This is a genomic window from Pseudothermotoga lettingae TMO, assembly GCF_000017865.1.
GTDB lineage: Bacteria > Thermotogota > Thermotogae > Thermotogales > DSM-5069 > Pseudothermotoga_B > Pseudothermotoga_B elfii.
Genome location: NC_009828.1, coordinates 182,413 through 195,075, shown reverse-complemented (window position 1 = coordinate 195,075; position 12,663 = coordinate 182,413). Strand labels below are relative to the sequence as shown.

Sequence of the window (12,663 nt, the reverse complement as noted above, 5' to 3'; positions counted from 1 at the left end):
GAAAAATCTTATGTTGTATATTTTTAAGTTAGATTAATGGGGAAAAAACAGCAAATGAAATATAAAACACTTTTATTGAGCAGTAATCCAGAGAAATACGTTTCTTTTCAAATATCAGACCAGACACCATTCGAAATCACAATGGATTTTGAGGTTGCATGGAGACTTATCAACAGAAATTTGCACAGTTATGCAAATATCGTTCTTGATGCAAAAAGTTTTCCCGCAGAAGTAATCAAAGACTTTGTATCCAGTCTTCGCAAAGAGATTGCCTGTGTGTATCCTATAGTAACAATCATTGCGCCAAATTCTGCTGAAAAAGAATTCATGAGCTGTGGCGCAGATAAAGTTGTTGAGAATTTTTCCCGCTTTGACCTCTCTCTACCAGTTTCAATGTGTGATCTGGAAAAACTTTCTCCTATGGCCTTCATAGAATTTCTTATACAAACAATTAAACTAAAAGACAAGATGCTGTTTGATCACTTGATCAATGTAAAAACGTATACAACAGTGCTTGCAAAGCTCTGCCTGGAAAGAGGTTTAATTACCGATAAAGAACTCGAATTTCTATCGATTGCTTCGTTTTTTCACGATATAGGAAAATTGTTCATCCCAGATGCCGTGATTCGCAAACCAGGTAAGCTAACAAACGAAGAATTTGACATAATCAAAATGCACACTTTACACGGAGCTTCTCTGTTTGAGAAAATTCTTCGCTACGAACCCAAAAATCAGCTTGTATATACATCATTTTTCGTGGCAAAATATCATCATGAAAAATTTGACGGCAGCGGATATCCATGTAAACTCAAAGGAGAAGAGATTCCACTTTCTGCAAGAATAGTTGCTATAGCAGACGTTTTTGACGCCTTAACTACAGACAGATATTACCGCTCAGCATACTCACCTTCAGAAGCGATAGATATAATGAAAAGTTGTGCTAACCATTTCGATCCAGAGATATTCAATATTTTTTTAAACAATATAGATTATTTCATCAAATGAAAAATCACTCTATAACCACTCTACCATTTTTTGAAAAAACCCGTTTTACAAACCCTGATTGAGCTATTGTCTCATAATCATGACCTGCATGTGCCGGGTAAATACCAAAGAAAATTAGTGGTTCATCAAAAATATTGACAGCCCGGTGAGCCCAGAATGGAGGTATATAAACAACCCTGTTTTCAGAAATTTCAGCCACTTCAAAATCTCCTGATTTTGTCTGGCAAAGGATCAACCCTTTTCCTTTTATTCCCAGGTAAACCTCTGCAGTATTTTCAACAGTATGATAATGCCCTTTTGTCATAAAGAATTCTTCATTTACTTTTCCAGGATAAAGTATTGTGACCAAAAATATGAGATGCCCTTGTTGTTCCGGAACAGGAGATTCAAAAACCTCATAAATTACCGGATTTTTACCTTCAAGCGATATATCGGTTGACTTAAAAATACTTTTTATATCTTCATATCTTCTCACAATATGATTTCCATTGAAATTGATATTATCCAAATTCATGGAAACAGTAAACGGTCTCACTTTGCAACAACTCCTTTCAGAAATCAATTCTTATATGTTTAAGCCTCAAATACTCATCATAAACATGATGAGAATTTTCTACTCCAAAACCACTTTGTTTCCATCCACCATAAGGATATGCAAATTCTCCTCCTGAAACGTTGTTAACACCGACTGTTCCACATTGCAGTAATTGCGCAGATTTTAAAGCTTTGGAAAGGTCTTTTGTATATACATAAGCAACAAGGCCATATTCTGTATCATTTGCTTTTTGAATAACTTCATCAAAAGTTTCAAACATCATTATAGGGGCTGTAGGTCCGAAAACTTCATTTCTCACGACTTTCATCGAGTGATTTACATCTACAAGCACGGTTGGTTCAAAGAAATAACCGTTCTGATATTCTTCTCCATCGGGTTTTTTCCCCCCGCAAAGTATTTTTGCTCCCATATTAGAAGCTTCTTCAACATATTTTCTTACTGTCTCCCATCCTTCTTTTGTGGTCATAGGTCCCATTTCGACAGAATCATCCAATCCATTACCCACTTTTATCTTTTTTGCTGATTCTACAAACCTTTGAACAAATTCATCAAACACCTCTTTATGAACGTAGATTCTGTTTACTGCGTTGCAGATTTGCCCGGCGTTTCTAAAAGCTCTTCTTACGCCGCCTTTAACTGCCTCATGTAGATCGGCGTCTTCGAAAACTATCATTGGGCAATTACCGCCAAGTTCAAGAGTTAATTTTTTGACAGTGTTAGCTGCAGATTTCATGATTTCTTTTCCAACAGCAGTGCTTCCAGTAAACGCTATCTTGGAAATAAGTGGGTGTTCAGTAAGAACTTTTCCAATCTTGCTTGCCCTTCCTGTAACTACATTCAGAACACCTTCAGGTAATCCTGCTTCAATGAAACACTCGGAGAACTTCAATGTTGATAGTGGCGTATAATAAGAAGGTTTCGCAACAACAGTACAACCTGTTGCGAGAGCTGGTCCTATTTTCCAAGATAAAAGAAGAAGAGGATAGTTCCATGGCACAATCGCAACAACAACACCAACAGGTTGTTTTATAACAATGCTGAACCTGTCTTTTTTGTTTGCTGGATAAGTTTCCCCAAGAATACTCAAAGCATTATTTGCAAAATATTCTATAGAATCTATAGAAGATGCTACTTCCTCTTTTGCTTCTCTGAGAGTTTTCCCATGCTCAAGTGTTAATAAATGTGCAATTTCATCTATTTTGCTCCTGGCAATATTTACACCGTGCTTTATAATTTCTGTTCTTTTAACTGGAGACATCTGACTCCAGCTATTAAAAGCTTTGTGTGCCGCTTCTATAGCCTGCTCAACTTCATCAGCGCTGAGAGAAGGTATTTCCCCGACAATGTTTTCAATATTGGCTGGATTTTTGACCTGTATAACTTCCCCAGAAGGTGATTCTACAAATTTATTGTTTATTATGCATTTAAACACATATATCCCTCCTTATTAAGTGGTGGATTCAAAATCCTTATTAAAGAATCTCGTTAAGCGCAATTCACTGTTGAAAACATTGTTTATTTCCTCACTGTCTGGGTATGTTGTTTTAAAAAGACGTGTAATAAATCGCGTTCGATCAGCTCTGTGCTTAGCTTCGTAATATTCAACAGGTATGTTGTTCTCGGTATAGGTTATACTTCGTAGAAAAAATAGCGGTGAACCTTTTTCCACATTAAGAAGTTTTGCATCTTGCAGATCAGCAGCAACCGCTTCGATAACCCTTTCTCCCCATATTAATCTTATCTTGTATTCTTGTTCAAGTATTTCATAAAGTGATCTATTCTCAAGATCTTTCTCTAACAGCTTTGGACAAATTTTGCATGGTATGTATGTGGTTACCGTAAGTATTGGATCATCATTCACATATCTGAGTCTATGAACCCTCATGACTTTCTCACCTGCCAGTAAATTCAAATAATAGGCAAGAAAGTCATCTGCTCTTATAATCTCGGATGATAAGAGTTTTGTCTTTGGATTTAAACCCTGGGATTTCATATCTGCATAAAAGCCTGTCAGCTTAGAAACAAGATGTTCATTTATTTTCGGTTGGATTACTATTGTACCTATACCACGCTGCCTTTGAATCAAACCTCTGTTAACAAGATTCCCCAACGCTTGTCTCACGACTATTCTGCTTACCTGAAAAGCCTCACATAACTCTTTCTCACTTGGTAGAAGATCCCCAGGTTTGAGATTCTGAGATATCCATTTGATTAATGCTCGCTCAACTTGGTAATAAAGCGGTACAGGAGAATCTTTTTTCAAAGGTTCTGAAATATGAAATTTCACGATAAAAGCGCCTCCTAATTATTCTAAACCGGATTCAGAAATAATCTTCTCAATATGCCTATATACTTCATCGTCCATTTCCCAATCTAACGCTTTCACATTCTCTTCAATATGAGATGGGTTCGTTGCACCTGCAATAATTGATGTTATAGCCTCGTGTTTCAATAACCAATTTATGCTCACCTGACTCAAAGGCTTTCCAATTTCCCGGGATATTTCCATTAATTTCCTCACTACACCAATGTATTTCTTAAACTCTTCACCTGATAACTTGGGATTGGCTGATCTGACATCAACAAAAACCTCATTCTCTAAAAACTTTCCAGTCAATATTCCCTGCATTAAAGGACTGTAAGGGAAGAAAGCAAGGCCATTTCTCTCACAAAATGGTAATATTTCCTTTTCTGATCTGTATTCAAGAGGAATACTGTGATAACTCGTGGCATTTCTTTCAAACATATTATATAATCCTTGCATACTACTTATATAAGGTAACACTTTGCTTGCTATATCCCTGGAAAAATTCGATAATCCTATGTACCTGATTTTGCCTTCTTTTTGCAACTTGGTTAAAGCATCTAAGGTTTCCTCAATAGGTGTATTGGGATCGGGCCAGTGAAGCTGATAGAGATCAACATAATCCGTTTTCAATCTTTTCAAACTTTGATCTATTTCTTGAAAAACACTTTCTGGTTTAAGGCATCTCTTTATTCGCTTATGCTCATCCCAAATCAAACCACATTTCGTGGCAATCAATATCTTGTCCCTGGGGAATCCTTCAATTGCCCTGCCGAGAATCTCTTCAGCATGTCCAAACCCATAAACAGGGGCTACATCAAAAAAATTAATACCTGCTTTCAGGGCCTTGTGGACAACTTTGATGGAATCTTCGTCATTCGAACCTTGCCATACATTTGATCCAGAGAGTTCCCAGCAACCAAGGCCTATTACTGAAATCTGTTCAGGAAATCTACTGGTCGATCTATATTTCATAAACCCTCCTCCTTTTCCCCATGATATGTAACTCCACCAACCAAAATTACGCTGGAATAAGAAGTTTGTTCTCCTGTTCTTACAACTCCCTTAGACTCTCTCACTCTATCCTTAAACTTCTCATGTGGTATGTACTCAATTTGAACATTTTTTGGAAAGATACTCAAGAGTTTCTGATGATACTTTGGAGAGATCATTTTTATCTCTTCAGCAATCAAAACTTTCTCTATCTCAAGCTCTTCGAGCAGTGGTATGATTATTTCTACAATCTTCGGTTTTCCAGCTATTAAACTGAGATCGACGCAAAACACATCTTCACTAATGGGAAAACCCGAATCAACAATAGATAAAATATCACCGTGCCCCATTGAAGCTATAAGATAGGATAATTCCCGGTTTAAGATTCCATTTTTCTTCACATCAATCCCTCCTGAAAAATCAATCTATTTTTGCAAGTAGGTCGAAACTTTCTAATAACGAGTAGTACGATTTTTGGAAAACTTCATACATCTTCTCATATCTTTTGAAGTACATGGATCTCGGTTCAACTAAGCAAAGGTCTTTTACAAAATTCTTGGCATCATTTATCGTAATAATCTTTGTACCAATTCCTCCGATAATAGCTGCCCCGATGGAAGTTGCTTCTTCTGGAAACTTTGCCACAGCAATGGGCTTTTGAAAAACATCAGCTATTATTTGCCTCCAGTTTCTACCCTTAGCACCGCCTCCTATTAAACGAATCTTTTTGAAGTTATATCCACCAGATTTTTCAAATACATCGAGTATCATTTTTAAATTAAAACTAACTCCCTCGAGAACTGCTCTCAACATATCATTTTTATTGTGCGTTACTGAAAGACCAATAAAGGCACCTTTTGCATTGACATTCCAGTGTGGACTTCTTTCTCCCACAAGATATGGCAAAAAAATCAGTCCTTTTGCACCGGGATTTGTAGAATCAACTAAATCATCCATTATGCTGTATACATTCAGATTTAATTCCTTCGCCAGCTTTTCCTCAAATTGACACAGTGCGTTTTTCGCCCACTGATATGATCCCCCTCCTGACTGCATTGTTCCTGTTGGGCAATAAAAATCCGGAATAGGGTAACAGAAATTAAAAGTTCTCGCTTTAGAATCAAAAAACGGTTCTGATGTACAGGTACTTATCCAGCTTGATGATCCCAGATAGACATATGCTTCGCATGAATCGAAAACACCAGCCCCAATTGTTGCTGCAGAACCATCACCAGCCCCTCTTACAACCAGTGTTTTTTCAGACAATCCGAGTTCTGACGCGACAGATGGTATTACTGTTCCAACAATAGATGTAGAGGCTGAGACTTCGGGGAGTTTTCCTATGTCAATATTCAAAATTTCTGCAAGTTCAGCTGACCACTGTTTCTTCCTTATATCAAAAATTAATGATAGGGATGCATCTGAAAAATCAGTGCCAGCAATACCTGTCAGTTTGTAAATGATGAAATCTTTGGCAAACAAAAACTTAAAGGCGTTACTGTAAACATCAGGTTCGTTATCTTTTATCCATGAAATCTTTGGGCCCGCATAAGTTGGAGTTATCCTTGACCCGGTTATCGAATAAACCTTCTCGTCTCCCAGCTTTTTCAGACGGTCGGCCTGTGTAATGCTCCTCTGGTCTGCCCAGATTATTGCAGGTCTCAACGGATTTCCATTTCTGTCAATTGGGACAATTCCCATCATCTGCCCGCTAAAACTAATAACTTTCACGTCATCTGAATTTATTTTTGAAAGTTTGAACAATTTTTGAGTTGAAATCTTAACAGATTCATACCAATCATTTGGATCTTGCTCTACCCAGTTAATATTGAAATAATTCGTTTCATACGGATGAAAAACACTTGCTAAAAGCTTACCATCGTTTTTGAAAAGAGTTGCTTTGTTTCCTGTAGTCCCCAAATCATATGAAATTATGTAACTCATAGGTCTTGTCCCTCCTCATTAGAGAAAACTGATCTGTACATCAGTTCAATCTCTTTTTGCGAGGGCATGGAAGGAGATGTTCCATATCTTGTTGTAGATAGAGCAGCGCCAGTAATGGCGAAATTCACACATTCTCTCAGAGAATAGTTTCTCGAAAGATACGATGCAAAAATACCTACAAAAGCATCTCCTGCCCCTGTAGTGTCAACAGTATTAACTCTAATGGCTGGAATAATCTCATGAGAGATTTTTGAACAGAATACGCCTTTTTCGCCAAGAGTTATAATAACAGTATCAACAAATTTTTCGAGCTTTGCAGCAATTTTCGATACTTTATTACAATTTGAGAAACTTTCAGCAAGCAAACACGCTTCTATTTCATTCGGAATTAATATATCCACATATTTCAGTATCTCATAGTCAAATTCTCGAACAGGCGCCGGATTAAGCACAGTAACAGCTCCAGATCTTTTAGCAAGTTCAATAGCTCTGTAAGTTGCCTGCAAATTAGATTCAAATTGAGCTACGAAAACATCACATTTTTCAAATATTTCAGAATTTTTTTCCACATCTTCCAACGTTATATCAACACAGGCATTCGGTACAACTGATATTGCATTGTTTCCGTTGGTTTCATTTACAATTATCAGTGCAACACCTGTTCCATAAGTTTTTGATTTTAATAAATATTTCTTACAAAGATCGTATTTTTCAAAAGCCTGCTCAGCTAAAATGGAAAACAAATCCTGGCCTATTTTGGTAATGAACAGAACATCTGCTCCAGATCGTTTTGCAGCAACAGCTTGATTAAAACCTTTCCCACCTGGTCCCATTTTAAAAGATTCTGAAAAAACAGTTTCTCCAGGATTTGGAATATGAGACGAAAAAACTGCCAGATCTACAACAAAACTTCCCAAAACACTCACGCGATTCACGTTCACTTCTTCCTTTCTGAGATAGAAATCTTCTTGAGGTCTTCTGAAAACTTTCTAACATCAACCAAAACATATTCTGGAACTTTCACAAATTCTTTGAAAAGATCTACAGGTATAGTTATATGGCTTACTCCGGTTTTTACAGCCGATAAAATCTGATTCGCATTTTTCAAACTCGCCACGATTACTCTGGTATCTGAATGGTTTTTTGAGATTATTTCCATAAACTCGCAGATCCTTTTTTCTGGGTCTATTCCTTTTTTACTTGCTCTGTCGTAATAAAATGCCACGAAATCAACATTTAGAGTTAACGCCGTTATCAATTGAGATAATTCATAAACAGCTGTTGCACACACTCTGAATCCTTTTTTCTTCAACAAAACACTCAGTTCGTAATTTTCTTCCACCCACGGCAATTTGATCACAAATTTTTTTGTATCCAGACACTCAACAATATCCTCATAAGATTTCTCTACATGTAAAAAAATTTCAGGTACTTTTATCTGCGAAAAGAAACCAATCAACTCAAATAAACTTCTCTTCGCACATTTGTTGACAATTATCGTGGGGTTGGTGGTGATACCTATTTCAAACTTTTCTGCCAGATCTATTGATTGTTTATCGCATCCATCTATGTATATCTTCACATCCTCACCCCCTTCTGGCCTTGACGTACTGATCAAAGAAAACAGCTGCGATTATGATCAATCCTATTGCCATTTGCATAACAAAAGGATCTATACCAAGAAGATTTCCTCCGTTCCTCAAAGTTTGAATCAGTAAAGCCCCTATAACAGTTCCAAGCGCTGTGCCGGTACCTCCACTCAAACTCGCCCCTCCTATCACAACTGATGCAATCGCGTCCAGCTCATAGCCCTGGCCAGCAGTTGGAACTCCTGCTGCCAACCTTGAAGCCAGCATAATTCCTGCTATGCCACTCAGAAGGCCTGATACTGCGTATGCACCGTAGTAGTTTAATCTAAGGCTTATACCAGACAATCTTGCGGCTTCTTTGTTGCTTCCAAGAGCGTAGAGGTTTCTTCCAAATTTTGTGTATTTCAAAACGATCGTGACAATCACAGCCATAACAACCCAGAGCCAGACAAGTTTTGGAATGTCGAGGATGTTTTCAGAAGAGAAATTAACAAAACTGTAGGGTATACCTGTTATCATTCGACCAGATGAAATATACATAACAAGACCCCTAACAAAAGTCATCATTCCAAGAGTGGCTATAAATGGAGGAACTTTCAAATCATGAACAGCAAAACCATCCCCGACACCTACAAAAATTGAGACCAGTAGGGCTATAACAACTGCCTGAAAAGTGGAAAATTGAAATTGTAGCCTGGAAGAGGTCAGCATGGCGAAAACCATTCCAGAAAGTCCCACAACCGAGCCTACAGATAAATCTATTCCACCTGTAATTATGACAAAAAGCATTGCGAGGGCTACAACACCATTTATAGAAGTTTGTCGAAGTAAGTTAGTTATATTTCCAAAAGACAAAAAAGTGCCTTTGGTAGCAAATGCTAAGAAAACTGCCAAAACCAGAAATATAATTATAAGGTTTCTCTCAGCAAAACTTGTTCCCCGAATGACCATTTTCGATTTTTGTTTCACGAAGCACCCTCCTTTTTTCTCACATTACTCATAGCCAGAGTTAAAAGGCGTTCTTCAGAAAAATTGCTTCGTTCTAACACCCCAGCTACCGCACCATTCGAAATAACTATTATCCGATCACATATTCCAATAAGCTCAGGTAAATACGAAGATATAAAAATAACACTTTTCCCTTGATTAACGATTTCTCCTATGAGCCTGTAAATCTCTGCTTTTGCACCAACATCTATACCATTCGTTGGCTCATCAAGTATCAGTACCTGTGCAAAACGACTAAGCCATCTTGCCAGAATGACCTTCTGCTGATTGCCACCACTTAATTGATAAACAGATTGGGTGATGCTTGAAGCTTTTATTGAAAGTTTGTTTATAAGTTCTTTCGAAATTCTTTTTGCTTTTTTCTGATTTACAAATACAAAAAATTTCGATAAAATGTCCTGGTAATTAACAATATTTACATTGAACTCAACACTCTGTGGTGGAAACACTCCTTGATTTCTTCTATCTTCTGGTAGATAACCTATACCAAGTTTTATCGCGTCTTTAGCGTTATTTATTGCTACTTTTTTCCCTTTCACAAATACCGAGCCAGCATCAATTTTATCCGCACCAAAGATTGCCCTTGCTATCTCTGTTCTACCAGCCCCCGCTAATCCGTAAAGACCAAGAATTTCACCTGAATGAAGACTAAAAGACACCCCTTTGAATTTTTTGCCAGTTAGCCCTTCAACTTTCAAGATTTCTTCTCCTATCTCCACCTTTTCTTTGTAGTACATCTCTTCTATTTTCCGTCCCACCATGAGTGGTATAAGGCTGTTTACATTACCTATCTCCTCTGTTTTATATGTGCCCACTACTTTTCCATCCTTAAGCACAGTCACTGTGTCACAGATTTCAAAAACTTCTTCCAGATTATGAGATATGTATATAACCCCTATATTTTTCTTCTTCAGTTTTCTAATCAGATCAAACAAAAGTCTTTTTTCATTATCAGTCAACACCGCTGTTGGTTCATCAAATATAACCAGCTTTGGATTGAAAAGCATAACTTTTGCAATAGCTATCATTTCTTTATTAGCAAGACTCAGAGATCTTGTACTTATATCAACATCCACCGCTAAATCTATTTCATTCAAAAATTTTCTTGATTCACTTCTCATTTTTCTCCAATTTACAAAGCCGAAAAAACCTGGTTGGGATCCGAGGAAAAAATTCTCAGCCACACTGATGTCTGGAGCTATCATAACATCCTGATACACTGCATAGATACCCAGCTTTCTGGACAGAACAGGATCATTCCTTTTTATCTCTTTGCCAAGAAAATATAACTTACCAGAATCCTTACTGTAGGCTCCTGTTATTATTTTTATCAATGTTGATTTTCCAGCACCATTTTCTCCAACAAGTCCTCGCACTTCTCCACTATTCAGAGAAAAAGTGATACCGTCCAGGGCTTTTACACCCGGAAAAGACTTGCTCACATTATCAACTCTTAAAAGTTCGCGCATCGATCACTTCCTCCTATGCCTTTCAACAAATTCATCTATAATTTCAATAGCCGCACTACTTCCAAAAAGACTAACTCCCATATCGAGAAAACGCTTTACTTGATCGAGAGTCTTGATGCCTCCAGAAACTTTTATCTTTTTTCCTCCAAGATATTTTTTCATTAACTGGACATCTTTATATGTCGTGGGGGCAGGCCCAAACCCCGTCCCTGTTTTTACGTAATCTATGCTCGATTCATTTGAAATTAGCTGACATAGCCTGACTATCTCATTATCTGATAATCTGCTTGTTTCTATTATGATTTTGCAGATCTTGTCGTGTTTTTTGATTTCCTGAGAGAGAATTCTCAGTTCTTCCTGGACATATTCCCAATTATTGGACCTGACAGCCGAGATATTCACAACCACATCAAAATCAGTTATTTTTTCACTGAACGAAAGGTAAAATTTGATTTCATCGAGCTTTCGTTCTATGGAGCTGTACCCAAAAGGAAAGTCTATTCCAACAACAATACCTATATCTGTAGTTGATACTTTTTTTATAGCGTAGGTCAATGCATACCATGGAATCGCTATAGCGCGAACATCATATTTTATTGATTCATCGACGAAGTTTAGTATTTCATCCCAGGATGTCTCGGGTTTGAGTAAAGTACTATCAAAAAGTTTTGCAAAATCCCTCTCGGAAAACTTTATAAAAATCCCCTCTTTCTGTAAAGTTACGAGGGGGAGATCCCCCTCGCAGTCGTTTCAAGAAAAACAATCAGTATTTCTTTCTTTTGTAGGGATCAAGTACCCATTGTAGGTTGTCCATATTTTCTTTCGTAACAACATAAACACCCGTATCAAAGTAACTTGGAAGCGTTTCTCCATTAATTGCCATGAATGCAAACATGACTCCTTTGTAACCCATTCCATGAGGATCCTGAACTATGAGAGCTTTCAAACTACCGTTTCTCAGAGCTTCCACTTCCTGTGGATCAGAATCGTACGCAACCGCAATCACCTTGTCTTGAAGATTTTGTTCCTCAATCACCCTGGCAACTCCATCCCCTGTGTGATTGTTGTCAGCAAAAATCGCAACCAGCTGATCTCCATAAGCTGTTATAAGGTCTTCTGCTGCAGCTGCCGCTTTGGCGATATCGTTGTCAACATACCTTGTCGGTAATATCTCTAAATCCGGCGCTAATTCTTTCAATCTTGCTGTAAATCCGTCATCTCGATCGATCAGCACCTGAACTCCCGCCATCGAACTTATAAGACCTACCTTGCCTTTAAGAGGCCTTCCCGATTTCTTTAGAAGTTCGACTACTTTCTCGGCTGCCAGACCCCCGCCAACTTTGTTGTTTGTTGCTAAAAAGGAATGATAACCGGTATCGTAAACAAAGTTGTCAATCAGAATGATCTTTATGCCTTGCTGGTAGGCTTTGTTTAAAGCTGGGGCTGTCGCATGAGAACTTGTCGACGATATAACTATTGCATCTGGTTTTGTTCTTATGACATCTTCAAGGATAGCTACTTGTTTGTCAATATCTGCTTCAGATGGCGGGCCGTAAACTGTTACTTTCACCAGACCCTGTAGATCATGTTCGGCATTCTTTGCTCCTACAATGGTATATTGCCAGAAATCAGAGTCTGTCGCCTTGACAACAAAAGCTATTTCGTATGCTCCAAAAACTAATGCAGATAAAGTAAAAACCATTGCCAGAACTAACAAGAACTTTCTCATAAACACACCTCCCCTGGGGTATGGAACTATTTATAATGTTATAACTTTTACCAAAAACAATCAAA

Annotated in this window: 13 protein-coding genes; 1 reads left to right on the top strand and 12 read right to left on the bottom strand. The window is 37.7% G+C overall.

Features of this window, described 5'->3' with window-relative positions; genetic code table 11:
• Positions 1–54: 54 nt before the first annotated feature.
• On the top strand, positions 55–1,005 hold the full coding sequence (locus TLET_RS10610; protein ID WP_049753321.1) for an HD-GYP domain-containing protein: 951 nt from the start codon (positions 55–57) through the stop codon (positions 1,003–1,005).
• A gap of 4 nt (positions 1,006–1,009) precedes the next feature.
• On the opposite strand, the gene TLET_RS00995 is transcribed toward TLET_RS10610, so the two are convergent.
• The 12 genes from TLET_RS00995 to TLET_RS00940 all read right to left on the bottom strand — a co-directional run bounded on the left by TLET_RS00995 (position 1,010) and on the right by TLET_RS00940 (position 12,598).
• Positions 1,010–1,540, bottom strand: coding sequence for a glucose-6-phosphate isomerase family protein (locus TLET_RS00995; protein WP_012002244.1), 531 nt, complete (start codon positions 1,538–1,540; stop codon positions 1,010–1,012).
• 16 nt (positions 1,541–1,556) lie between these two features.
• The gene (locus TLET_RS00990) at positions 1,557–2,993 is read right to left on the bottom strand and encodes an aldehyde dehydrogenase family protein (RefSeq protein WP_012002243.1); all 1,437 of its coding nucleotides are present in this window, start codon (positions 2,991–2,993) and stop codon (positions 1,557–1,559) included.
• Between the two features lie 15 nt (positions 2,994–3,008).
• Positions 3,009–3,848, bottom strand: a complete 840-nt coding sequence (locus tag TLET_RS00985) for a GntR family transcriptional regulator (RefSeq protein ID WP_012002242.1) — start codon at positions 3,846–3,848, stop codon at positions 3,009–3,011.
• 18 nt (positions 3,849–3,866) lie between these two features.
• Positions 3,867–4,841, bottom strand: coding sequence for an aldo/keto reductase (locus tag TLET_RS00980; RefSeq protein WP_012002241.1), 975 nt, complete (start codon positions 4,839–4,841; stop codon positions 3,867–3,869).
• A complete protein-coding gene (gene rbsD, locus TLET_RS00975) occupies positions 4,838–5,260 on the bottom strand; it encodes a D-ribose pyranase (RefSeq protein ID WP_012002240.1) in 423 nt (140 codons plus the stop codon). Before rbsD ends, TLET_RS00980 begins: the two co-directional genes overlap by 4 nt.
• Before the next feature lie 19 nt (positions 5,261–5,279).
• The gene (gene xylB, locus TLET_RS00970) at positions 5,280–6,803 is read right to left on the bottom strand and encodes a xylulokinase (RefSeq protein ID WP_012002239.1); all 1,524 of its coding nucleotides are present in this window, start codon (positions 6,801–6,803) and stop codon (positions 5,280–5,282) included.
• Positions 6,800–7,738, bottom strand: a complete 939-nt coding sequence (locus TLET_RS00965; RefSeq protein WP_038051411.1) for a ribokinase — start codon at positions 7,736–7,738, stop codon at positions 6,800–6,802. The genes xylB and TLET_RS00965 overlap by 4 nt, the downstream gene beginning before the upstream one ends.
• Positions 7,739–7,740: 2 nt before the next feature.
• Complete coding sequence (locus TLET_RS00960; RefSeq protein ID WP_012002237.1) at positions 7,741–8,385, bottom strand: transaldolase family protein; 645 nt, start codon at positions 8,383–8,385, stop codon at positions 7,741–7,743.
• Positions 8,386–8,389: 4 nt separating this feature from the next.
• Positions 8,390–9,361: an ABC transporter permease gene (locus TLET_RS00955; protein ID WP_012002236.1), complete on the bottom strand. Its 972-nt coding sequence runs from the start codon at positions 9,359–9,361 to the stop codon at positions 8,390–8,392.
• A complete protein-coding gene (locus TLET_RS00950) occupies positions 9,358–10,869 on the bottom strand; it encodes a sugar ABC transporter ATP-binding protein (RefSeq protein WP_012002235.1) in 1,512 nt (503 codons plus the stop codon). Before TLET_RS00950 ends, TLET_RS00955 begins: the two co-directional genes overlap by 4 nt.
• A 3-nt stretch (positions 10,870–10,872) precedes the next feature.
• Positions 10,873–11,565, bottom strand: coding sequence for a deoxyribose-phosphate aldolase (gene deoC, locus TLET_RS00945; RefSeq protein WP_228369066.1), 693 nt, complete (start codon positions 11,563–11,565; stop codon positions 10,873–10,875).
• Between the two features lie 67 nt (positions 11,566–11,632).
• The gene (locus TLET_RS00940) at positions 11,633–12,598 is read right to left on the bottom strand and encodes an ABC transporter substrate-binding protein (protein WP_012002233.1); all 966 of its coding nucleotides are present in this window, start codon (positions 12,596–12,598) and stop codon (positions 11,633–11,635) included.
• Positions 12,599–12,663 lie beyond the last annotated feature (65 nt).

Coding starts and splice junctions, on each gene's coding strand:
- xylB (WP_012002239.1), bottom strand. CDS start 6,803: ATGAGTTACATAATTTCATATGATTTGGGGACTACAGGAAACAAAGCA.
- TLET_RS00980 (WP_012002241.1), bottom strand. CDS start 4,841: ATGAAATATAGATCGACCAGTAGATTTCCTGAACAGATTTCAGTAATA.
- TLET_RS10610 (WP_049753321.1), top strand. CDS start 55: ATGAAATATAAAACACTTTTATTGAGCAGTAATCCAGAGAAATACGTT.
- TLET_RS00950 (WP_012002235.1), bottom strand. CDS start 10,869: ATGCGCGAACTTTTAAGAGTTGATAATGTGAGCAAGTCTTTTCCGGGT.
- TLET_RS00940 (WP_012002233.1), bottom strand. CDS start 12,598: ATGAGAAAGTTCTTGTTAGTTCTGGCAATGGTTTTTACTTTATCTGCA.